This is a genomic window from Streptomyces sp. CG 926 (assembly GCF_003148825.1).
Classification (GTDB): Bacteria; Actinomycetota; Actinomycetes; order Streptomycetales; family Streptomycetaceae; genus Streptomyces.
Genome location: NZ_QGGZ01000006.1, coordinates 384,382 through 404,102, shown reverse-complemented (window position 1 = coordinate 404,102; position 19,721 = coordinate 384,382). Strand labels below are relative to the sequence as shown.

Genomic DNA, 19,721 nt, shown 5'->3' with positions numbered 1-19,721 from the left:
TTGCGCGCGGGATTTGCGGTCACCGCGGCGTCGGACAGCCGACGGCGGCGACGGGCATGATGCCCGGCCCGGCCACGTGGCCCGAGCCGGTCTGCGGGCCGCTCTGCCGTTCGAGCTGCGTCGTGCCTGGCCGCCCCGTGCGGGCGCGGCGCCGCGTACGCGTGTCCTGAGAGTCGCGCCCGCCCTGGAACTGCCCGGGCGCGATCGTCGGGTGGCGGGCCAGGGCGGCGACCGGATGGCGAGGCATCCGGACGCCCGATGCGAGCAACGAGGACGTGCGGAGCCTGGCCTGACGGGGCATCGGTGGAGCGCGACGCACTCCCGTGCCTCGTCCCCGTGCCTCGTCCCCCGCCCCTCGTCCCCCCGCGCCTCGTACCTTGGCGCCTCGTACCTTGGCGCCTCGGCCCGCCGACTCCTCGGCCGCTGACGCCGAGCCCGCATGGCCGATAGGCGCCCTGACACGGAGGGCTCGGGCTGTGGTCAGCTTTCTCCGGGCCCGTGGCACCGGCACGCGCACCACCGTGGCACCCCGGCCTGCCGCTGCGCCTCCCGCACGCACCCGAAGAGCCTGGAGGGAAAGAACGTGCCTCGCCTCATCCGATCGGTGGCGGTCACCGCAGCCACCGTCGCGGTCCTCGTCACCGCTCTCGCCGGAACCGCCGACGCAGACCCCACCGGCACGAATGCCGTCACGGACCGAAGCGTGCCCCGGCCCGTGCACTGGAGCGTTCCGGAGCCCGGAGTGACGGCTCCCGCGCCGCAGCGATTACTGAACCAGCCCGTGCGGATCACCAACGACTTCGCCAAACGCCCCACCACGCAGTGTCTGGACGTGGACGCGAACGGCGGCGGCAACGGCACGGTCGTCCAGATCTGGCAGTGCAACGGTTCCACCCAGCAGCGGTGGTACCTCTGGAACAACGGCGCGCTGGAGAGCTACCGCTTCCCCGGCAAATGCTTGGACGCCGACCTCAACGGCGGCGGCCGCAACGGCACCAAGGTGCAGATCTGGGACTGCAACAACACCCCGCAGCAGAGCTGGTCCCACCCGTCCGGCGACCGCGCGCTCTACAACGCCCGCTTCTACAGCGGCGGCAACATCGTCATGGACCGCGACGCGAACGTCGTGGGCAACGGAGCCCGGGTCCAGCTGTGGCAGAAGAACTTCCAGTCGCAGCAGTGGTGGGACGTCTGGACCGACTGACCACAAGATCCGGTCACGGTGATCATCCTCGGGTCGCCCGCCGAGGTGGGGCGACCCGAGGAGCCCGTGCCGGACCCGGATCCACGGCGGGGTCAGCGGCGGGCCGTGACCGTCTTCTCCACCGCGAAGAGCTCCTCCTCGACGTGGTCCAGCGCGAGCCGCAGGGCGCCGGTCGCCACGGCGGCCTCGCCGAGCATCGACTGGGCCACCCTCGGCGGGCGCAGGCAGTAGCGCTCCAGTTCCCGGCGGAGGGGCTCCAGGACCCCGTCCAGGCCGGCCGCCCAGCCGCCGACGACCACCAACTCCGGGTCCATCGCCAGGACCAGTGCCGCCACGTCGTGCACCAGCCGCTGCAGGAACCGCTCCACGGCCGCCACCGCCCGCTCGTCGCCGCGCTTGGCCATCGCGAAGACCTCGGCGACGGCGGGCTCGTCCAGCGGATGCAGCGGCTCACCGGTGGTCGACAGCAACCGCTCGGGCGTGACCTCGCGACCCAGCAGGTGCAGGGCGCCGATCTCTCCGGCCGCTCCACCGAAGCCCCGGTGCAGCCTGCCGCCGATCAGCGAGCCGGCGCCGGGGCTGAGCCCGGCCATCACGAACACCATGTCGCCGGTGTCCCGCGCGGCACCCTTCCAGTGCTCGGCGACCGCGGCGGCGTTGGCGTCGTTCTCCACCTGCACCGGGCAGCGGAACGAGCGGCGTAGCCGTTCGCCGAGCGGCAGCCCGGTCCAGCCGGGCAGCGCGGTACCGAGGCGGACGGTGCCGTCCGCCTCCACGATCCCGGGACTGCCGACGCCCACCGCGCGCAGCGAGTCCCGCGGCACGCCGGCGCGGCGCAGCAGATCGGCGACGGCCGCCCGTACCTTCTCCAGCCGCTCATCGGCGGACGCCGTCTCCGCGACGTCCTTGGTGCCGGCGCCGATGACACGGCCGTCGAGCCCGGACAGCAGCACCGCGATCCGGTGCGAGCCGATCTCGATGCCCAGCAGGTGCCCCGCCTCGGTCCGGAACCGGAACCGCCTGGCCGGGCGGCCCTGTCGCCGCGCGCCCTCCTCCGCATCCGCCTCGACCACGAGCCCGGTGGCGATCAGCCCCTCCACGACACCCTCGACGGTCGGCCGGGAGAGCCCGGTCAGCCGTGTGAGGTCGGTGAGGGTCGGCGATCCGGCCGTCCGCAGTGCGCGCAGCACCACGGCGGAATTGATCCGCCGGAGCAGAGAGGGGTCCCCGCCGGTCAGCTGCCCCAACGTGTGTCCTCCCAGGTAGCGAGCTTGTCAGCCGGATCGTACTGCCCGCCCGGTGCGTCGGCGAGAAGCAGCCCCCCATCGGCCGGAAGCAGACCTTCCCTCATGCGGGGGAGACGAACCCCGACGCGTACGCCGTGATCACCGTCCGGGTGCGGTCCCGCGCCCCCGGCTTCGCCAGGATCGCGCTGACGTGGGACGTGACCGTCCGAGCAGCTCGGCAGCCTCGCCGCCCGAGAAGGGTCCCTGTCGGAGCTGTCCGACGAGCGCGCCTCGCTCGAGCAGGTCTACCTCGACTCACCGCCGATCACGCGCAGTTCACCGCAACCCACTGACCGACCCCGGGCGGTGCGCCGCCGGGACGTGTGACGTCGGGCCAGTTGTCAGTGGCCCTCGGGATACTGACGGTATGACCACGGCAGAGCACCTCGACACGATCGACCGGCTCAGGGCGAAGGAGTTCCCGCCCGAGCCGGTCCGGACCGGAGGAGACAGCAGCGGCCCGGGATTCCATCTGGTCCAGCTCGCCAGGACACAGGACTTCTGGGACGACGACGGCACGGGCCGGATCGAGGCGGCCGACCAGATCGGTGCCGAGTACGGGGCGCTCGCCCAGGCGGTGACGGACCGGTGGGGGGAGCCGCAGGTCTTCGGCCTGGGATCGCTGAGGGACCGCGGATTCGACGGGGAGGAGATACCGCAGCCCTGGGGAGAGATCGGCGACAGCACCGACCACGTGCACCTGTGGCGGGTCGGAGCCCGCTGGCTGGTGGCCTACGTGGCGCAGTGGTCCGGCGAGGACCCCTACCGGCTGATGGCAGGGGTCACGGTCACCGATCCGCCTTAGCCCTCGGCGCCTTCGGCGGCTTCGGCGGTCGCGCGGAGGCGGGCGTACTCCTGGGCCATGGACTCGGCGGTCCAGTGGGCGTTGAGGCCGCTCGGGTTGGGGAGGGCCCAGACGCGGGTGGCACCGATGGTCCGGTCCTGGGGGCCGATCTGCGCCTTCCGGTCGCCGAAGGCCGTGCGGTAGGCGGTCACTCCCACCACCGCCAGCCACTGGGGGCGCAACAGTTCCACCTTGGCCGTCAGGATGCGGCCGCCCTCGCGGAACTCCTCGGCGCTCAGTTCGTCGGCGCGGGCCGTGGCCCGGGCCACGACGTTGGTGATGCCGAGGCGGTAGGTCAGCAGCTCTTCCTGTTCCGCCGGGGCCAGCCGGCGCGGGGTGAAGCCGGACAGGTGCAGGACGGGCCAGAACCGGTTGCCGGGGCGGGCGAAGTGGTGGCCCGTCGCGGCGGAGAGGAGTCCGGGGTTGATCCCGCAGAAGAGCACACGCAGACCGCCCGCGACCACGTCCGGGAGGACGCGGTCACGGGCGGCGTTCAGCTCGTCGGGGGTCAGAGGATCGACCCCGGCGCGTACCCGGCGGCCTCCGGGTGCTGCTTGGCGATCGCCTCGATACGGGAGATCACCGCCGCGACCTGGTCGCCCGCGGCGCCCGTGAAGGACAGCTTGTCGGCCATCAGGGCGTCGAGCTGGGCCCGGTCCAGCGGCATCCGCTCGTCGGCGGCCAGCTTGTCGAGCAGCTCGTTGCGCTCGGCGCCCTGCTCGCGCATGGCGAGGGCGGAGGCCACGGCGTGCTCCTTGATGACCTCGTGTGCGGCCTCGCGACCCACGCCGGCCCGCACCGCGCCCATCAGGACCTTGGTGGTGGCGAGGAAGGGCAGGTAGCGGTCCAGCTCGCGGGCGACGACGGCCGGGAAGGCGCCGAACTCGTCGAGGACCGTCAGGAAGGTCTCCAGCAGACCGTCGAAGGCGAAGAAGGCGTCCGGCAGGGCCACGCGGCGGACCACGGAGCAGGAGACGTCGCCCTCGTTCCACTGGTCGCCGGCCAGCTCGCCGGTCATCGAGGCGTAGCCGCGCAGGATGACCATCAGGCCGTTCACGCGCTCGCAGGAGCGGGTGTTCATCTTGTGCGGCATCGCCGAGGAGCCGACCTGGCCGGGCTTGAAGCCCTCGGTCACCAGCTCGTGGCCGGCCATCAGGCGGATCGTCTTCGCGATCGAGGACGGGGCGGCGGCCAGCTGCACCAGCGCGGTCACCACGTCGTAGTCGAGCGAGCGCGGGTAGACCTGGCCCACCGAGGTGAAGGCCTCGGCGAAGCCGAGGTGGGCGGCGATGCGCTGCTCCAGGTCGGCGAGCTTGGCGGCGTCGCCGCCGAGCAGGTCGAGCATGTCCTGGGCGGTGCCGACGGGGCCCTTGATGCCGCGCAGCGGGTAGCGGCCCAGCAGGTCCTCGAGGCGGGCGTAGGCCACCAGCAGCTCGTCGGCCGCGGTGGCGAAGCGCTTGCCCAGGGTGGTGGCCTGCGCGGCCACGTTGTGGGAGCGACCGGCCATGACCAGCTCGGCGTGCTCGCCGGCCAGCTTGCCGAGGCGGGCGAGGACGGCGACCGTGCGGTCCCGCGCGAGCTCCAGCGAGAGCCGGATCTGCAGCTGCTCGACGTTCTCGGTCAGGTCGCGGGAGGTCATGCCCTTGTGGACGTGCTCGTGGCCGGCGAGGGCGTTGAACTCCTCGATGCGGGCCTTCACGTCGTGCCGGGTGACCTTCTCGCGCTCGGCGATGGAGGCGAGGTCGACGGTCTCCAGGACACGCTCGTAGTCGGCGAGGGCCTCGTCCGGGACCTCGATACCGAGGTCCTTCTGGGCGCGCAGCACGGCGAGCCACAGCCGCCGCTCCAGCGTCACCTTGTACTCGGGGGACCACAGGACGGCGAGCTCCGCGGAGGCGTAGCGGCCGGCCAGGACATTGGGGATGCGGGGCTTGGCAGTCACGTGGAGGGATTCTACTTGGGCCACGGCTGTGTCTTTACGCAGGTAGGGCGACCACTCGGGATTGTGCCTTGCTACGAGGCGGTGTCCCCGTACGGCAGCAGCTCGGGGCGCTTGGCCGGGCGGCCGTCCCCGGAGGAGCGGCCCGTCAGACGGCGGCCGATCCAGGGGAGCAGGTGCTGCCGGGCGAAGCTGAGGTCCTGGGCCCGGCGCACGCCCCAGCCGGGGGGAGCCTCGACCGGCAGTTCGGTGCGCCAGTCCAGTTCGGCGGGCAGGCCCAGTGACTGCCACACGGCCTCCGCCACCCGGCGGTGGCCCTCGGCGGTCAGGTGCAGCCGGTCGACGTCCCACATCCGGGGGTCCGCGAGCGCGGGGGCCCCGTAGAGGTCGACCACCACGGCGCCGTGCCGGGCGCCGAGCTCCTCGATGGTGGCGAAGAGCTCCTCCATGCGCGGGCGGAAGCGTTCCATCACCGGCCCGTTGCGCCCCGGGGAGCGCATCAGGACGAGGCGCTTGCAGGACGGGGCCAGGAGCTCCACCGCCGACTCCAGCTGGTCGCGGACCCGAGCCATGTCCACCTTGGGGCGCAGGGCGTCGTTGAGCCCGCCCACCAGGGTCACCACGTCGGCGCCCATCGCGGCCGCCACCGGGACCTGGTCCTCGACGATCTGGCCGATCAGCTTGCCGCGGACCGCGAGGTTCGCGTAGCGCAAGCCCGGCTCCCGGGCGGCGAGGCGGGCGGCCAGCAGGTCGGCCCATCCGCGGTAGGAGCCGTCCGGAAGCAGGTCGGACATGCCCTCGGTGAAGGAGTCACCGATCGCGACAAAACTGGTGTAAGAGGCATTCATCTCCATGGCGGAGTGATGTTACCGCGCGGTACCCCGGCCGCGCAGGGCCGGGGACCGCACACCTCCAACGATCACATGGACGCGGGCCTGCCGAACAGCTCCCGCAGTACGTCCTCCATCGTCACCAGGCCCGTCATGGCGCCGTCCGCCCCGAGCACCGCCGCGAGGTGCGTACGGCTGCGCCGCATCGCGGTCAGCGCGTCGTCCAGCGGGGTCTCCGCACGTACCTGGGCGATCGGCCGCAGCGCCGTCACCGGGAAGGGCTCGTCCCGCTCCTCGTCGTCCGCGTCCAGGGCGTCCTTCACATGCAGGTAGCCCAGGATCTTGTGCTCCGCGTCGATCACCGGGAACCGGGAGTACCCGGAGTCGGCCGACAGCAGTTCCAGGCCGCCCGGTGTGATGCCCTCGCGGGCCGTGACCACCCGGTCCGCCGGCAGCACCACGTCGATCACCGGCCGCCGACCCAGTTCCAGGGCGTCGTGCAGGCGCTCGCTCGCCCGGTCGTCGAGGAGCCCCGCGTCACTGGAGTCCTTGACCATCCGGGCCAGCTCGTCGTCCGTGAAGGTCGCGCCGACCTCGTCCTTCACCTCGACCCGCAGCAGCCGCAGCAGGGTGTTGGCGAAGGCGTTGATCGTGAAGATCACCGGTCGCAGCCCCCGGGTGAGGGTCACCAGCGGCGGCCCCAGCAGCAGCGCGGTGCGCACGGGCTCGGCCAGCGCCACGTTCTTCGGCACCATCTCGCCGAAGAGCATGTGCAGGTACGTCGCCAGCGTCAGCGCCACCACGAAGGAGATCACGTGGGTCACGCCCGCCGGTACCCCGACCAGGTCGAACAGCGGGGTCAGCAGATGGGCGATGGCCGGCTCGGCCACCACACCCAGCACCAGGGTGCACAGTGTGATGCCCAGCTGGGCCGCCGCCATCAGCGCCGATACGTGCTCCAGGCCCCACAGGACGGCGCGGCCGCGCCGGTCGCCCTGCTCGGCGTACGGTTCGATCTGGCTGCGCCGGACCGAGATCAGCGCGAACTCCGCGCCGACGAAGAAGGCGTTGACGACCAGGGTCGCCAGGCCGATCAGCAGCTGGATGACGGTCATCGGGCCTCCTCCGTTCCGTCGGCGGGTTCGGCCGGGGCGTGCAGCAACACACGCGAGGCCCGGCGCCCGACGGCGTCCACCACGTCCAGGCGCCAGCCGTTCAGTTCCATGCGGTCGCCGACCGTCGGGATCCGGCCCAGCTCGGTCGCTATCAGGCCGGCCAGGGTCTCGTACGGGCCGTCCGGCACGCGCAGTCCGATCAGCCGGAGCTGGTCGGTACGCGCCGCGCCGTCGGCGGAGTAGAGCAGGTTCCCGGCCTCGTCCGTACCGGCCGGGGCCAGGTCGGGCGTCTCGTGCGGGTCGTGCTCGTCGCGGACCTCGCCGACGACCTCCTCGACGATGTCCTCCAGCGTGGCCACGCCGGCCGTGCCGCCGTACTCGTCGATGACCACGGCCATCGTCTGCTTGCCGGACAGCCGGTCCAGCAGCCGGTCCACGGTCAGCGACTCCGGTACGAAGAGGGGCTCGCGCAGCAGCTGCGACACGGGACGGCGGCGGCGCTCCGCGGCCGGCAGGGCCAGGACGTCCTTGACGTGGACGGTCCCGACGACGGTGTCGAGGCTGCCCCGGTACACCGGGAAGCGGGACAGACCGGTGGCCAGCGTCGCGTTCGCCACGTCCTCGGCCGTGGTCTGCACGTCGAGGGCGGTGACCTGGACGCGCGGGGTCATCACGTTCTCGGCGGTCAGGTCGGCGAGGTTCAGGGTGCGGACGAACAGCTCGGCGGTGTCCTTCTCCAGCGCGCCCGCCTTGGCCGAGTGGCGCGCGAGCGCGACCAGCTCCTGCGGGGTGCGCGCGGAGGCCAGCTCCTCGGCCGGCTCCAGACCGAAGCGGCGCACCATGTGGTTCGCGGTGGTGTTGAGGTGGCTGATCAGGGGCCTGAACGCCCGGCTGAAGACCCGCTGCATGGTCGCGACGCGCTTGGCGATCGCGAGCGGCGAGGAGATCGCCCAGTTCTTGGGCACCAACTCGCCGACGACCATCAGGACGACGGTCGAGATTGCGGTGCCGAGGACCAGGGCGACGGAGGAGGCGGTGCCGGCCGACAGGCCCATGGCCTCGAAGGGGCCCTGGAGCAGGGCGGAGATCGACGGCTTGGAGATCATGCCGATGACCAGGCCGGTGACGGTGATGCCGAGCTGGGCGCCGGAGAGCTGGAACGTCAGGGTGCGGACGGCGGCCAGGGCGCTGTCCGCCCCGCGCTCGCCGCGCTCGACGGCTCGTTCGAGTTCGCTGCGTTCCACGGTCGTCAGCGAGAACTCGGCGGCGACGAAGACTCCACAGACGAGACAGAGCACGAATGCCGCGACGAGCAGGAGCACCTCGGTCATCGGTCGATCACCTCCGTCCCATGATCGGCCAGGAGGCGGGGGATCGCGCGATGTCGCGAAGGGGAAGACCGCGGACCGGTAGGTCGCGAACGGCTGTGTCGGGGACTGGGAGGCTCGCCCATGGGCGGACGCTCACACCTTTCACTCAAGAGGGACCTTTCACCACATGGTAAAGGAAGAGCAAAGGGAACGGATCATTCTTTTGGTGGAGCGCGGCCGGATGATGGGATTCAGCCATGAGTGATCTTCATATCGGCCCCGCGTCGACCACCGACCTGGCTGCGGTCCTGGACTTCTGGAAGGCCGCCGCGGAGGGAACGAGTATCAGCGACGATCTCGCCGGGGTCGAGCGTCTGCACGACCGGGACCCCGAGGCGCTGCTGCTCGCCCGGCGCGAGGGGGAACTCGTCGGCACGGTGATCGCCGGCTTCGACGGGTGGCGCTGCCACCTCTACCGGCTCGCCGTGCATCCGGGGCACCGGAGGCAGGGCATCGGGGCCGCGCTGCTGGCCGCCGCGGAGGAGCGGTTCGTGGCGCTCGGCGGGCGGCGGGGGGACGCGATGGTGCTCGACCGCAACGAGCGGGCGCACCGGGTGTGGGGCGCGGTCGGGTATCGGCCGGAGGAGCAGTGGACGCGGTGGGTGAAGCCGCTCGGCTAGCTGCGGCTGCGGCTGCGGTTGCGGGTGCCGGTGGGTGCGGGTGGGAGAACTGGGGCTCCGCCCCAGACCCCGCGCCTCAAACGCCGGCGGGGCTGGGGTTGGCGTCGGTGGCGCTGGGGTTGGCGCCGGCGGGGCTGGGATGGGCTCCGGGCTGTGGGCCTTAGGCGGTGAAGGGGGGTGGGGGCCAGGTGGTGAGGAAGGCGTTCGCCTGCCAGGTGCCCGAGAGGGGCTCCGCCAGCCAGGTCGGGGCCGCCGCGCGGAAGCGGTCCGGCGTGAGGGTTCCCGAGCCCTCCGGGACCGCGCCGAGCAGCGGCAGGCCCGAGGACTTCGTGAGGTCCGCCAGGTTGCAGCGGGCCGCCAGGTCCGGGTTCCGCGGCCAGCTGCCGACCACCACGCCCAGCCCGGTCAGGCCCCGGGCCCGCAGGGCCTCCGCCGCCAACGTGGTGGAGCTGAGCGTGCCGAGACCCGCCTGGGCGACGAGCAGCGTCGGCGCGCCGAGCAGGCGGGCCGCGTCGGCCAGCGTGTGGCCCGCCTCGTCGAAGCGCACGAGTAGTCCGCCCGCGCCCTCCACCAGAACCAGGTCGTGGTCCTGCGACAGCTGCTGCGCCGCCTCCGCGATCTGCGCCGGGGAGAGCGTCGCCAGCCCCGAGCGGCGGGCCGCCGTGTCCGGGGCCAAGGGCTCCGGATAGCGGGCCAGTTCCACCGCCGTGACCGAGGGGCCGGCCAGCCGGACCGCCTCCGCGGCGTCCCCCGGCTCCCGCGGGCCGACGCCCGTCTGCGCCGGCTTGAGCACGGCCACCGAGCGGCCGGCGGCCACCGCGGCGGCCGCGATCGCCGACGTGACCACCGTCTTGCCGATCTCGGTGCCCGTACCGGACACCATCAGTACGGACATCTCAACCTTCCTGCGCCGCCGCGCACACCGCACGGCAGATACGGGCCACGTCCTCGTCGCCGGTCACGAACGGCGGCATGACATAGATCAGGTCCCGGAACGGGCGCACCCACACGCCCTCGCGCACCGCCGCCCGGGTGGCCGCCACCACGTCGATCTCGTGGTCGAGCTGGACCACCCCGATGGCGCCCAGGACGCGTACGTCCTTCACCCCGGGGATGTCCGACGCCGCCGCCAGGCCTTCGCGCAGCCCCGACTCGATCCGCTTGACCTCCGTCGCCCAGTCCTGGCCGAGCAGCAGCTCGACCGAGGCCAGGGCCACGGCGGTGGCCAGCGGATTGCCCATGAAGGTCGGCCCGTGCGCCAGCACCGGGACCTCGCCCTGGGAGATGCCGCTCGCCACCCGCTCCGTGCACAAGGTCGCCGCCAGCGTGAGGTAACCGCCGGTCAGCGACTTGCCCAGGCACATCACATCCGGGGTGATCCCCGCGTGGTCGGCCGCGAAGAGCGCGCCCGTACGCCCGAAGCCCGTGGCGATCTCGTCCAGGATCAGCAGGACCCCGTACTCGTCGCACAGCTCGCGCAGCACCCGCAGGTGGCCCGGGTGGTGGAAGCGCATACCGCCCGCACCCTGCACCACCGGCTCCACGATGACCGCGGCCAGCTCGTCCGCGTGCGCGGAGATCGTGGCGCGCAGGTGGTCGGCGTACGCCGGGTCCACGGGCGTGTCGAAACCGGCGGGCGGCGCGTCCGCGAAGACCTGCCGCGGCAGGTGACCCTGCCACAGCTCGTGCATCCCGCCGTCCGGGTCGCAGACGGCCATCGGCTGCCAGGTGTCCCCGTGGTAGCCGCCGCGCCAGGTCAGCAGCCGGGTCTTGCCCGTCCGTCCCAGCGAACGCCAGTACTGGAGGCACATCTTCACCGCGACCTCGACGGACACCGAGCCCGAGTCGGAGAGGAAGACGTGCTCCAGCCCCGGCGGGGTGATCTCGACGAGCTTGGCGGCGAGCCGGACGGCGGGCTCATGGGTGAGCCCGCCGAACATCACGTGCGACATCCGCCCCAGCTGCGCGGTGGCGGCCTCGTTGAGCACCGGGTGGTTGTAGCCGTGGATCGCTGACCACCAGGAGGACATGCCGTCGACCAGCTCTTCGTGACCGTGCCCCTGGGACGGGTCGGCGAGCCGCAGCCGGACCCCCGAGGCGGAGGCGATGATCAGCGGCTCCTGCCGCCCGGGCATCGGGCCGTACGGGTGCCAGACGTGCTGCCGGTCCAGCGCGAGCAGTTCCGCGCCGGCCGACAGCGGTTCACGCCGGTCAGGCATTGGGGGCGACGTCCGTTCCCGCGCCGCGTCGGCGCACGGCCACCAGCTCGGGGCGGACCTCGCCGGCCTCGGCCTGGACCGGCGCGGGCGTCGCGGCCGCCGGCGCGTGGCCGGAGCAGCCGCCGCACGCGGAGCCGCAGCCCGCGGCCTCGTCGCCCTCGGCGGACGCGCCCGAACCGCAGAGCGAGGCGCCGCCGTTCGAACCGCAGCCCCCGCCGGTGGCGGCGGCCAGGGCGTCGGAGCGGTGCGCGGGAAGGGTCGTCGTACCGGCGCCCTCCACCTCGAAACCGGCGTCCGCGATCATGTCGAGGTCGGCCTGACCGGCCTGGCCCTCACTGGTCAGGTAGTCGCCGAGGAAGATCGAGTTGACGATGTGCAGGGCCAGCGGCTGCATCGAGCGCAGGTGCACCTCGCGCCCGCCGGCGAGGCGGACCTCGACGTCGGGGCAGACGAACCGCGCCATCGCCAGGATGCGCAGGCAGCGCTGCGGGGTGAGGTTCCACTCCTTGGCCAGCGGGGTGCCCTCGAACGGGATCAGGAAGTTGACCGGCACCGAGTCCGCGTCCAGCTCGCGCAGCGAGAAGACGACGTCGACGAGGTCCTCGTCGCTCTCGCCCATGCCCGCGATCAGACCGGAGCACGCGGACAGACCGGCGCCGTGCGCCTTCTGCACGGTGTCGACGCGGTCCGCGTAGGTGTGGGTCTTGGTGATCTGCCCGTACGTCGCCTCGGACGTGTTGAGGTTGTGGTTGTAGGCGTCCGCGCCCGCGTCCCGCAGCCGCTCCGCCTGGCCGTCCGAGAGCAGGCCGAGGCACGCGCAGACCTCGACGCCCTCGTTCTGCTCCTTGATCGCCGCGATCGTCTTGCCGACGCGGTCCACGTCCCGGTCCGTCGGCCCGCGGCCGCTCGCGACCAGGCAGACCCGCTTCGCGCCGCCCGCGACACCGGCGGCGGCGGCCTGGGAGGCCTCTTCGGGCTTCAGCCAGGTGTACTTGAGGATCCCGGCCGTCGATCCCAGGCGCTGGGAACAGTAGGAGCAGTCCTCGGGGCACAGGCCCGACTTCAGGTTGACCAGGTAGTTCAGCTTGACGCGACGCCCGAACCACTGGCGGCGCACCTTGCCGGCGGCGGCCACCACGTCGAGCAGTTCGTCGTCAGAAGTCGCCAGTACGGCGAGCGCTTCTTCGCGGGTCGGCAGCTCGCGCCGCAGCCCCTTGTCCACCAGGGTGTTCAGCAGGTCCATGGACCCGATCCTGTCCCACACCCCCGCCCCCGGCCAAGGAGAGATCGCACAACATGGCCGGATGGGTGTGTGTGTATCACCACACCTGGCGCAGCGGTCGCGCGAGCTAGGGTCGGGGCAGGTCTGTGGACTGCCGACAAAACACGAGGACGTGCCGATGCCCCAGCTCACTCCCGACCCGGTGGACGTCTTCGCGTGGATCGACGACGCGGAGCGCGCGCGGGAGGAAGCCGGCCTCGTCCGCACGCTGCGCCCCCGGCCGTCCGTGTCGCCGCTGCTGGACCTCGCGAGCAACGACTACCTCGGACTGTCCCTGCACCCCGAGACCGTCCGCGGGGCGCGGGAGGCGGCCGAGACCTGGGGCGCCGGAGCCACCGGTTCGCGGCTCGTGACCGGTACCACCGAGCTGCACACCGAACTGGAGCGGGAGCTCGCGGCCTTCTGCGGGTTCGAGGCCGCGCTCGTCCTGTCCTCCGGCTACGCGGCCAATCTCGCCGCGGTCACCGCCCTCAGCGGCCGGGGCACGCTGGTCGTGTCCGACGCCGGGAACCACGCCTCGATCGTCGACGGCTGCCGGCTCTCGCGGGCCGAGACCGCCGTGGTCCCGCACGCCGACCCGGACACCGCGCGCAAGACGCTCGCCGCGCACGAGGGCCGGGCGCTGCTGGTCAGCGATTCGGTGTTCTCCGTGGACGGGGACGCCGCCCCGCTGGCCGGGTACGCCGCCGCCTGCCGGGACGAGGGCGCCGCCCTGCTCGTCGACGACGCCCACGGGCTGGGCGTGCTGGGCGAGGGCGGCCGCGGCGCGCTGCACGCCGCCGGGCTCGCGGGGGCGCCCTACGTGGTCGCCACCTTGACCCTCTCGAAGTCCCTGGGCAGCCAGGGCGGGGCCGTGCTCGGTCCGGCCAAGGTGATCAGGCACCTGGTCAACACCGCGCGCACCTTCATCTTCGACACCGGGCTGGCCCCGGCCGCCGCCGGCGCGGCGCTGGCGAGCCTGCGCCTGCTCCGGCGGGAACCGGAGCGCGCGGATCGCGCCCGCGAGGTGGCCGCCCAGCTGTACGGGCGGCTCACCGCGTCCGGCCTGACCGCGGCCCGGCCGGACGCGGCCGTGGTGTCGGTACGGGCCCCGTCGGCGTCGGCGGCACTGCGCTGGGCCGCCGACTGCCGCGAGGCAGGTCTGTTCGTGGGGTGCTTCCGTCCGCCGTCGGTGCCGGACGGCATCTCCCGGCTGCGGCTGACCGCCCGGGCCGATCTCACGGGGGACGAGATCGATCGGGCGGTCGGGACGATCCTGGCGACCGCACCCGCCGGAGCCACGGACGGCCAGGGCCGGTAGGCCGTATCGGCCGAAGTCCTGGGCGTTGCAGGGGTCCCGGTCACTACCGGGTGCTCCCGGCGTCTCCGGATGGTCCCGGCGTTTCCGGGTGGTCCCGGGCGGGGCTACGCGTACACGTCGACCCGTACCGAGGCGAGGAAGCCGGTCCAGGCGGGCCCGGTGAAGAGCACGGCCGGGCCGTCCGTCCGCTTGGAGTCACGGACGGCCAGCAGACCGCCGTCCAGGACTGCCGCTTCCACGCAGTTGTTCATTCCGGTGCTGCGGCTGCTCCGCCGCCACCGCGCGCTGATCAGAAGTCCGCTGCTGGATAAGGGGGTTGCGGACACGGGGGTGCCTCCTTACGCGTCGTCAGCGAGTGAGCTGATGAGTTCCGACGAGTCCTGGGGCGGGAGGGCGTGCGCCTGGATGGTGCGGAACGCGGCGCCGTACGCCTCAAGGTCTTCCTTCCGCTCCAGATAGAGGCTACTCGTCAAATGGTCGAGTACCACCACATCCAGATCAGCGATGTCCGGAAAAGAAAAAATAACGAACGGTCCGGTCAGGCCGAGATGCCCTCCGACGCTGAACGGGAGTACCTGTAGGCGCACTTGAGGCAGTCTCGACACCTCCGCCAGGTGTCGCAATTGCTCGGCCATCACCCCGGGCCCGCCGATCTGCCGGCGTAGCACCGCCTCGTCCAGTACGGCGCTCAGCTCCAGCGGCGGATCGGTCCGCAGCACCGCCTGCCGGGCCAGCCGTACCTCGACCAAAGCGTCCACCTTCGGCTCCGGCAGCCCGCCCAGCGCGGCCCGGGTCACGGCCCGCGCGTATCCGGGGGTCTGCAGCAGCCCCGGCACCACGGACAGCTCCACGGTGCGGGCCGACCTCGCCCCCGCCTCCAGGCTGATGAAGTCCCGGTACTCCTGGGGCAACAGCCCCCGGTAGTCGTGCCACCACTGGCGCCCGCGCCCGGTGTCGCCCGCCGGACCGGGGCCCGCGGCCGAGGCGGACAGCGCCTCCAGCAGCGCGCGCTGCTCGGGGCTCACGATCTCCCCGTAGGCGTCGAGGAGCAGCCGGATGTCCTCCGGCTTCACGCCGCTGCGGCCTGTCTCGATGCGGCTGATCTTCGACTGGTGCCACCCCATGATCCGGGCCGCCTCACCACTGGTGAGTCCGGACCGGTCGCGTAGGGCACGCAGTTCCTCGCCGAGCTTGCGTCGGCGCACCGCGGGACCGTGCTGCACACCCGCCTCCTTCCACCGGCACAGCTCGCACCAGTCTGCCGTCCAAATACGCTCTTCCGTAGCAGAGTTCACCGCAACGAGCGACAGATATATGCATATCTTGGGGGAAAGGCAGATGTGACGGCACGATGGGTGGCACTCTGGCGTCCAGCACAGATCCGGGGCTTTTCGCCCCGGTGGGAAAGGGACGGTCGCCATGGCAGATCACCAGGAAGCATCCGTCACTCTGCCGAGCGATCCCGCCTCGGTCGCCACCGCCCGACGCTATGTCGCAGAGGTGCTGAGCGAGTGGGGACTCCCCCATGACGCCGACACCGCCGACAGCGTCCGCCTGATCGTCTCGGAGCTGGCCACCAACGCCGTGCAGCACACCTTCGGTCGGTCGCCCACCTTCACCGTCGACGTCCGCCTGGAGCGCCAGGAGTGGCTGCGGGTCGGGGTGACCGACAGCCACCCGCGCTGGCCCAAGCGGCTCCCGGCCGCCGTCCAGCAGGACAACGGCCGGGGCATGGTCATCATCCGCTGGCTGGCGGCGGAGGCGGGCGGCCGGCTCTCGGTCACGCCGACCGAGGACGGCGGCAAGACGGTGTGGATCGCGCTGCCCTGGAGCGTCGGCGCCCCGGCACGGAGCGTCTTCGGCTGCTGACGCCACCGGCATCGCTGACACCACCGGCATCGCCGGTGCCGCCGACCTGCCCGGGACGGCTCAGAGGAGGCCGCGTTCGCCCGCGCTGCGCTCGATGCACAGCTCGTTGCCCTCGGGGTCGGCGAGTACGACCCAGCCCGCCACGCCGTCCGCGTCGCGGCGATCGTCGACGAGCTTCGCGCCCAGGCCGATCAGGCGGTCGACGGTCTCGTCCCGGGTGCCGGTGGGCGGCTGGATGTCCAAGTGGACCCGGTTCTTGACGGACTTGGCGTCCGGGACCCGGATGAACAGCAGGGCCGGCACCCCGGGCACGCCCGGCTCCAGCATGACCTCGTCGTCCCCTTCCACGTCGTCGGGGTGGAACGTGTAGCCGGTCACCGCGGACCAGAACTCGGCGACCCGGTAGGGGTCGAGGGCGTCGAAGGTGATGTGTCGGACGGGGTTGATGAACATCTGTCTCCTCGATGCGGCGTCCGCGTGCGGAGCCGTATACGGAATCGGGCGCGTGGGGCACCGGAGTTGAACCGGGTACCTGTCTGAAACGTTGGTTAACCCGGCGGAAAAGCGCAGCGCTTAGCGTGGCGGCCACGTTCGACCGCCAATGATCACCCATGATCCGGTAAAGCGTCGGTGGTCGGGGTGGAAAGCCTTTCCCGGTGTTGGGCAAGACTCGCTTGGTTCGGATATGCGCAGGTCAACAAAGTGTTGAAGGCCGGTAGGGTCGCCCCGCCCCTTGTCGATCTTGTCCCGGAAGCTTGGTGATACGAGTGCAACTGACACCGCACGAGCAGGAGAGACTGCTCATCCACGTGGCCGCCGACGTGGCCGAGAAGCGGAGGGCGCGCGGGGTCCGCCTCAATCATCCGGAGGCGATCGCGCTGATCACGTCGCACCTCCTGGAGGGGGCCCGCGACGGCCGGACCGTGGCCGAGCTGATGGCCTCGGGCCGCACCGTCCTGACCCGCGAGGAGGTCATGGAGGGGATCCCCGAGATGATCCACGACGTCCAGGTCGAGGCGACCTTCCCGGACGGCACCAAACTCGTCACGGTCCACGACCCGATCGTCTGAAACGGAGTACCCCCGCATGATCCCCGGCGAAATCGCCTACGGGGACGGCCCGGTGCTCCTCAACGAGGGCCGTCCCGTCACCCGACTCACCGTGCTCAACGCCGCCGACCGGCCGGTCCAGGTCGGCTCCCACTACCACTTCGCCGAGGCCAACCCCGGCCTCGACTTCGACCGCGCCGCCGCCCGCGGGCTGCGGCTCGACATCGCCGCCGGTACGGCCGTCCGCTTCGAGCCGGGTATCCCGGTCGCGGTGGACCTCGTACCGCTGGGTGGACTGCGCGTGGTCTCGGGGCTGCGCGGCGAGACCGGAGGGCCGCTCGATGGCTGAGCTCTCCCGCCAGGTGTACGCCGACCTCTTCGGGCCGACCGCCGGAGACCGGATCCGGCTCGCCGACACCGACCTCTTCGTCGAGATCGAGCAGGACCTCAGCGGCGGCCCCGGGCGGGCCGGCGACGAGGCCGTCTTCGGCGGCGGCAAGGTAATCCGCGAATCCATGGGACAGGCCCGCACCACCCGGGCCGAGGGCGCCCCCGACACCGTCATCACCGGCGTCGTCGTCCTCGACCACTGGGGCATCGTCAAGGCCGACCTCGGCATCCGCGACGGCCGGATCTGCGGCATCGGCAAGGCCGGCAACCCCGACACCATGGACGGGGTCGATCCCGCGCTGGTCATCGGCCCCGAGACCGAGATCATCGCCGGCAACGGGAAGATCGTCACCGCCGGCGCCATCGACGCCCACGTGCACTTCATCTCCCCGACGATCATCGAGGAGGCGCTGGCCTCCGGGATCACCACCCTCGTCGGCGGCGGCACCGGACCGGCCGAAGGGTCCAAGGCCACCACCGTGACCCCCGGGCCCTGGCACCTGGCCCGGATGTTCGCGGCCCTGGAGGCCTACCCGGTCAACATCGGCCTGCTCGGCAAGGGCAACACCATGTCCCGCGAGGGGATGCACTCCCAGCTGCGCGGCGGCGCCCTCGGATTCAAGATCCACGAGGACTGGGGGGCCACCCCCGCCGTCATCGACGCCTGCCTCTCGGTGTGCGAGGAGACCGGCGCCCAGGTCGCCATCCACACCGACACGCTCAACGAGGCCGGATTCGTCGCCGACACCCTCGCCGCCATCGCCGGGCGGACCATCCACTCGTACCACACCGAGGGCGCGGGCGGCGGGCACGCGCCCGACATCATCACCGTGGTCTCCGAGCCGAACGTCCTGCCCAGCTCCACCAACCCCACGCGGCCGCACACCGTCAACACCGTCGAGGAACACCTCGACATGCTGATGGTCTGCCACCACCTCAACCCGGCCGTCCCCGAGGACCTCGCCTTCGCCGAATCGCGGATCCGGCCCTCGACCATCGCCGCCGAGGACGTGCTGCACGACCTCGGGGCCATCTCCATCATCTCCTCCGACTCCCAGGCCATGGGCCGGGTCGGCGAGGTCGTCCTGCGCACCTGGCAGACCGCCCACGTGATGAAGAAGCGCCGCGGCTTCCTCCCCGGCGACGGCCCCGCCGACAACCACCGGGCCCGCCGCTACGTCGCCAAATACACGATCAACCCCGCCGTGGCCCAGGGGCTCGCCCGCGAGATCGGCTCCGTCGAGAACGGCAAGCTCGCCGACCTGGTCCTGTGGAACCCGGCCTTCTTCGGGGTCAAGCCCGAACTCGTCATCAAGGGCGGCCAGATCGCCTACGCGCAGATGGGTGACGCCAACGCCTCCATCCCCACCCCGCAGCCCGTCCTGCCCCGGCCCATGTTCGGCAGCCACGGCCGCGCGCCCGGCCTCAACTCGCTGAACTTCACCGCGCAGGCCGCGCTCGACGACGGACTGCCCGAACGCCTCGGGCTGGGCAAGCAGTTCGTGGCCATCGAGAGCACCCGCAAGCTGAGCAAGGCCGACATGCGGGGCAACGACGCCATGCCGAGGGTCGAGGTCGACGCCGACACCTTCACGGTCACCATCGACGGCGAGGCCGTGGAACCGGCGCCCGCGGCGGAACTTCCCATGGCCCAGCGCTACTTCCTGTTCTGATTCCTTTTCCGAGAAGAGGTCCCTGACGATGAGCCGCGCCGCGCTGCTCGTCCTCGCCGACGGTCGTTTCCCCGCCGGGGGCCACGCGCACTCCGGCGGGGCAGAGGCCGCCTGCAAGGCGGGCCGGATCCATGACGCCGCCACCCTGGAGGACTTCTGCCGGGGCCGGCTGCACACCGCCGGCCTCACCGCCGCCGCGCTCGCCGCGGCCGCCGCCCTCGGGCTCGACCCGGCCGTCCTCGACGCCGCCGCCGACGCCCGTACCCCCTCGCCCGCGCTGCGCACCGCGGCCCGGCGGCTCGGGCGGCAGCTGCTGCGCGCCGCCCGGGCCACCTGGCCCGCCACCGAACTGGAAGCCCTGGCCGCCGAGTTCCCGCGCGGCGCCCACCAGCCCGTGGTGCTCGGCGTCACCGCCCGGGCGGCCGGGCTCGGACCGCTGGACGCCGCGCACGTGGCGGCGTACGAGAGCGTCGGCGGGCCCGCCACGGCGACCGTACGGCTGCTGGGGCTGGACCCCTTCGAGGCGAGCGGGGTCCTGGCCCGGCTCGCCCCCGAACTGGACGCCGTCGCGGCCCGGGCGGAGCGGGCCGCGCTGCGCGCCCGCGCACAGGGCCCGGACGCGCTGCCCGCGGCCTCCTCGCCGCTGCTGGACATCTCGGCGGAGGTCCATGCCGGCTGGCCGGTCCGCCTCTTCGCCTCCTGAGCTCCTGACCTCCTGAAGGAGAACCCGC

General features: G+C 72.4%; 22 protein-coding genes and 1 pseudogene. 9 read left to right on the top strand and 14 right to left on the bottom strand.

What is annotated here, in order from left to right; translation table 11 throughout:
- Positions 1 to 19 precede the first annotated feature (19 nt).
- Positions 20 to 247 carry a hypothetical protein gene (locus BCL76_RS18790; protein ID WP_146228403.1) on the bottom strand — a complete coding sequence of 76 codons (228 nt, stop codon included), beginning with the start codon at positions 245 to 247 and terminating at the stop codon, positions 20 to 22.
- A 336-nt stretch (positions 248 to 583) separates the two neighbouring features.
- On the opposite strand from BCL76_RS18790, the gene BCL76_RS18785 reads away from it, so the two are divergent.
- Complete coding sequence (locus BCL76_RS18785; protein ID WP_181382607.1) at positions 584 to 1,204, top strand: RICIN domain-containing protein; 621 nt, start codon at positions 584 to 586, stop codon at positions 1,202 to 1,204.
- A gap of 92 nt (positions 1,205 to 1,296) precedes the next feature.
- Here the strand turns inward: BCL76_RS18785 and BCL76_RS18780 are convergent, their stop codons facing one another.
- On the bottom strand, positions 1,297 to 2,451 hold the full coding sequence (locus tag BCL76_RS18780) for an ROK family transcriptional regulator (protein WP_030767986.1): 1,155 nt from the start codon (positions 2,449 to 2,451) through the stop codon (positions 1,297 to 1,299).
- Between the two features lie 100 nt (positions 2,452 to 2,551).
- Positions 2,552 to 2,656: pseudogene (locus BCL76_RS40510) on the bottom strand (DNA-binding response regulator); the annotation flags it as partial.
- A gap of 201 nt (positions 2,657 to 2,857) precedes the next feature.
- Here BCL76_RS40510 and BCL76_RS18765 point away from each other — a divergent pair.
- On the top strand, positions 2,858 to 3,295 hold the full coding sequence (locus tag BCL76_RS18765) for a hypothetical protein (RefSeq protein ID WP_109780625.1): 438 nt from the start codon (positions 2,858 to 2,860) through the stop codon (positions 3,293 to 3,295).
- Here the strand turns inward: BCL76_RS18765 and mug are convergent.
- The 5 genes from mug to BCL76_RS18740 all read right to left on the bottom strand — a co-directional run bounded on the left by mug (position 3,292) and on the right by BCL76_RS18740 (position 8,549).
- Complete coding sequence (gene mug / locus BCL76_RS18760) at positions 3,292 to 3,846, bottom strand: G/U mismatch-specific DNA glycosylase (RefSeq protein WP_109780716.1); 555 nt, start codon at positions 3,844 to 3,846, stop codon at positions 3,292 to 3,294. The two genes, BCL76_RS18765 and mug, sit on opposite strands and share 4 nt — an antisense overlap.
- On the bottom strand, positions 3,843 to 5,276 hold the full coding sequence (gene purB / locus BCL76_RS18755; protein WP_109780624.1) for an adenylosuccinate lyase: 1,434 nt from the start codon (positions 5,274 to 5,276) through the stop codon (positions 3,843 to 3,845). Before purB ends, mug begins: the two co-directional genes overlap by 4 nt.
- A gap of 71 nt (positions 5,277 to 5,347) precedes the next feature.
- Complete coding sequence (locus BCL76_RS18750; RefSeq protein ID WP_109780623.1) at positions 5,348 to 6,127, bottom strand: SGNH/GDSL hydrolase family protein; 780 nt, start codon at positions 6,125 to 6,127, stop codon at positions 5,348 to 5,350.
- A gap of 65 nt (positions 6,128 to 6,192) precedes the next feature.
- Entirely contained in the window at positions 6,193 to 7,218 is a 1,026-nt protein-coding gene (locus BCL76_RS18745) for a hemolysin family protein (protein WP_109780622.1), read from the bottom strand.
- Positions 7,215 to 8,549 (bottom strand): hemolysin family protein, encoded by a 1,335-nt coding sequence (locus BCL76_RS18740; protein WP_109780621.1) that lies wholly within the window; start codon positions 8,547 to 8,549, stop codon positions 7,215 to 7,217. Before BCL76_RS18740 ends, BCL76_RS18745 begins: the two co-directional genes overlap by 4 nt.
- Before the next feature lie 236 nt (positions 8,550 to 8,785).
- On the opposite strand from BCL76_RS18740, the gene BCL76_RS18735 reads away from it, so the two are divergent.
- Positions 8,786 to 9,208: a GNAT family N-acetyltransferase gene (locus BCL76_RS18735; RefSeq protein WP_109780620.1), complete on the top strand. Its 423-nt coding sequence runs from the start codon at positions 8,786 to 8,788 to the stop codon at positions 9,206 to 9,208.
- Between the two features lie 160 nt (positions 9,209 to 9,368).
- Here the strand turns inward: BCL76_RS18735 and bioD are convergent, their stop codons facing one another.
- The 3 genes from bioD to bioB are packed head-to-tail and all read right to left on the bottom strand — an operon-like array spanning position 9,369 to position 12,670.
- A complete protein-coding gene (bioD, locus tag BCL76_RS18730; RefSeq protein WP_109780619.1) occupies positions 9,369 to 10,103 on the bottom strand; it encodes a dethiobiotin synthase in 735 nt (244 codons plus the stop codon).
- Between the two features lies 1 nt (position 10,104).
- Positions 10,105 to 11,427, bottom strand: coding sequence for an adenosylmethionine--8-amino-7-oxononanoate transaminase (locus BCL76_RS18725; RefSeq protein ID WP_109780618.1), 1,323 nt, complete (start codon positions 11,425 to 11,427; stop codon positions 10,105 to 10,107).
- Positions 11,420 to 12,670 (bottom strand): biotin synthase BioB, encoded by a 1,251-nt coding sequence (gene bioB / locus BCL76_RS18720; protein ID WP_109780617.1) that lies wholly within the window; start codon positions 12,668 to 12,670, stop codon positions 11,420 to 11,422. Before bioB ends, BCL76_RS18725 begins: the two co-directional genes overlap by 8 nt.
- 157 nt (positions 12,671 to 12,827) lie before the next feature.
- On the opposite strand from bioB, the gene BCL76_RS18715 reads away from it, so the two are divergent.
- Complete coding sequence (locus BCL76_RS18715; RefSeq protein WP_109780616.1) at positions 12,828 to 14,009, top strand: 8-amino-7-oxononanoate synthase; 1,182 nt, start codon at positions 12,828 to 12,830, stop codon at positions 14,007 to 14,009.
- Positions 14,010 to 14,113: 104 nt separating this feature from the next.
- On the opposite strand, the gene BCL76_RS18710 is transcribed toward BCL76_RS18715, so the two are convergent.
- Positions 14,114 to 14,335 carry a DUF397 domain-containing protein gene (locus tag BCL76_RS18710; protein WP_109780615.1) on the bottom strand — a complete coding sequence of 74 codons (222 nt, stop codon included), beginning with the start codon at positions 14,333 to 14,335 and terminating at the stop codon, positions 14,114 to 14,116.
- 12 nt (positions 14,336 to 14,347) lie between these two features.
- Positions 14,348 to 15,232, bottom strand: coding sequence for a helix-turn-helix domain-containing protein (locus tag BCL76_RS18705; RefSeq protein ID WP_109780614.1), 885 nt, complete (start codon positions 15,230 to 15,232; stop codon positions 14,348 to 14,350).
- Positions 15,233 to 15,428: 196 nt separating this feature from the next.
- Here BCL76_RS18705 and BCL76_RS18700 point away from each other — a divergent pair, with 196 nt between their 5' ends.
- The gene (locus tag BCL76_RS18700; protein ID WP_109780613.1) at positions 15,429 to 15,878 is read left to right on the top strand and encodes an ATP-binding protein; all 450 of its coding nucleotides are present in this window, start codon (positions 15,429 to 15,431) and stop codon (positions 15,876 to 15,878) included.
- 60 nt (positions 15,879 to 15,938) lie between these two features.
- Here BCL76_RS18700 and BCL76_RS18695 read toward each other — a convergent pair whose 3' ends face one another.
- Positions 15,939 to 16,331 carry a VOC family protein gene (locus BCL76_RS18695; RefSeq protein ID WP_109780612.1) on the bottom strand — a complete coding sequence of 131 codons (393 nt, stop codon included), beginning with the start codon at positions 16,329 to 16,331 and terminating at the stop codon, positions 15,939 to 15,941.
- Positions 16,332 to 16,645: 314 nt separating this feature from the next.
- Between BCL76_RS18695 and BCL76_RS18690 the strand changes: the two genes are divergently transcribed.
- Genes BCL76_RS18690 through BCL76_RS18675 form a run of 4 tightly spaced genes read left to right on the top strand, consistent with a single transcriptional unit; the run spans position 16,646 to position 19,693 of the window.
- The gene (locus BCL76_RS18690; protein ID WP_030011137.1) at positions 16,646 to 16,948 is read left to right on the top strand and encodes an urease subunit gamma; all 303 of its coding nucleotides are present in this window, start codon (positions 16,646 to 16,648) and stop codon (positions 16,946 to 16,948) included.
- Between the two features lie 16 nt (positions 16,949 to 16,964).
- Entirely contained in the window at positions 16,965 to 17,276 is a 312-nt protein-coding gene (locus BCL76_RS18685; protein WP_109780611.1) for an urease subunit beta, read from the top strand.
- On the top strand, positions 17,269 to 18,990 hold the full coding sequence (locus BCL76_RS18680; protein WP_109780610.1) for an urease subunit alpha: 1,722 nt from the start codon (positions 17,269 to 17,271) through the stop codon (positions 18,988 to 18,990). Before BCL76_RS18685 ends, BCL76_RS18680 begins: the two co-directional genes overlap by 8 nt.
- A gap of 28 nt (positions 18,991 to 19,018) precedes the next feature.
- The gene (locus BCL76_RS18675; protein ID WP_109780609.1) at positions 19,019 to 19,693 is read left to right on the top strand and encodes an urease accessory protein UreF; all 675 of its coding nucleotides are present in this window, start codon (positions 19,019 to 19,021) and stop codon (positions 19,691 to 19,693) included.
- Positions 19,694 to 19,721: the final 28 nt, after the last annotated feature.

Coding starts and splice junctions, on each gene's coding strand:
- BCL76_RS18790 (WP_146228403.1), bottom strand. CDS start 247: ATGCCTCGCCATCCGGTCGCCGCCCTGGCCCGCCACCCGACGATCGCG.
- BCL76_RS18765 (WP_109780625.1), top strand. CDS start 2,858: ATGACCACGGCAGAGCACCTCGACACGATCGACCGGCTCAGGGCGAAG.
- BCL76_RS18750 (WP_109780623.1), bottom strand. CDS start 6,127: ATGGAGATGAATGCCTCTTACACCAGTTTTGTCGCGATCGGTGACTCC.
- BCL76_RS18745 (WP_109780622.1), bottom strand. CDS start 7,218: ATGACCGTCATCCAGCTGCTGATCGGCCTGGCGACCCTGGTCGTCAAC.
- BCL76_RS18740 (WP_109780621.1), bottom strand. CDS start 8,549: ATGACCGAGGTGCTCCTGCTCGTCGCGGCATTCGTGCTCTGTCTCGTC.
- BCL76_RS18735 (WP_109780620.1), top strand. CDS start 8,786: ATGAGTGATCTTCATATCGGCCCCGCGTCGACCACCGACCTGGCTGCG.
- bioD (WP_109780619.1), bottom strand. CDS start 10,103: ATGTCCGTACTGATGGTGTCCGGTACGGGCACCGAGATCGGCAAGACG.
- BCL76_RS18725 (WP_109780618.1), bottom strand. CDS start 11,427: ATGCCTGACCGGCGTGAACCGCTGTCGGCCGGCGCGGAACTGCTCGCG.
- bioB (WP_109780617.1), bottom strand. CDS start 12,670: ATGGACCTGCTGAACACCCTGGTGGACAAGGGGCTGCGGCGCGAGCTG.
- BCL76_RS18715 (WP_109780616.1), top strand. CDS start 12,828: ATGCCCCAGCTCACTCCCGACCCGGTGGACGTCTTCGCGTGGATCGAC.
- BCL76_RS18700 (WP_109780613.1), top strand. CDS start 15,429: ATGGCAGATCACCAGGAAGCATCCGTCACTCTGCCGAGCGATCCCGCC.
- BCL76_RS18695 (WP_109780612.1), bottom strand. CDS start 16,331: ATGTTCATCAACCCCGTCCGACACATCACCTTCGACGCCCTCGACCCC.
- BCL76_RS18685 (WP_109780611.1), top strand. CDS start 16,965: ATGATCCCCGGCGAAATCGCCTACGGGGACGGCCCGGTGCTCCTCAAC.
- BCL76_RS18680 (WP_109780610.1), top strand. CDS start 17,269: ATGGCTGAGCTCTCCCGCCAGGTGTACGCCGACCTCTTCGGGCCGACC.
- BCL76_RS18675 (WP_109780609.1), top strand. CDS start 19,019: ATGAGCCGCGCCGCGCTGCTCGTCCTCGCCGACGGTCGTTTCCCCGCC.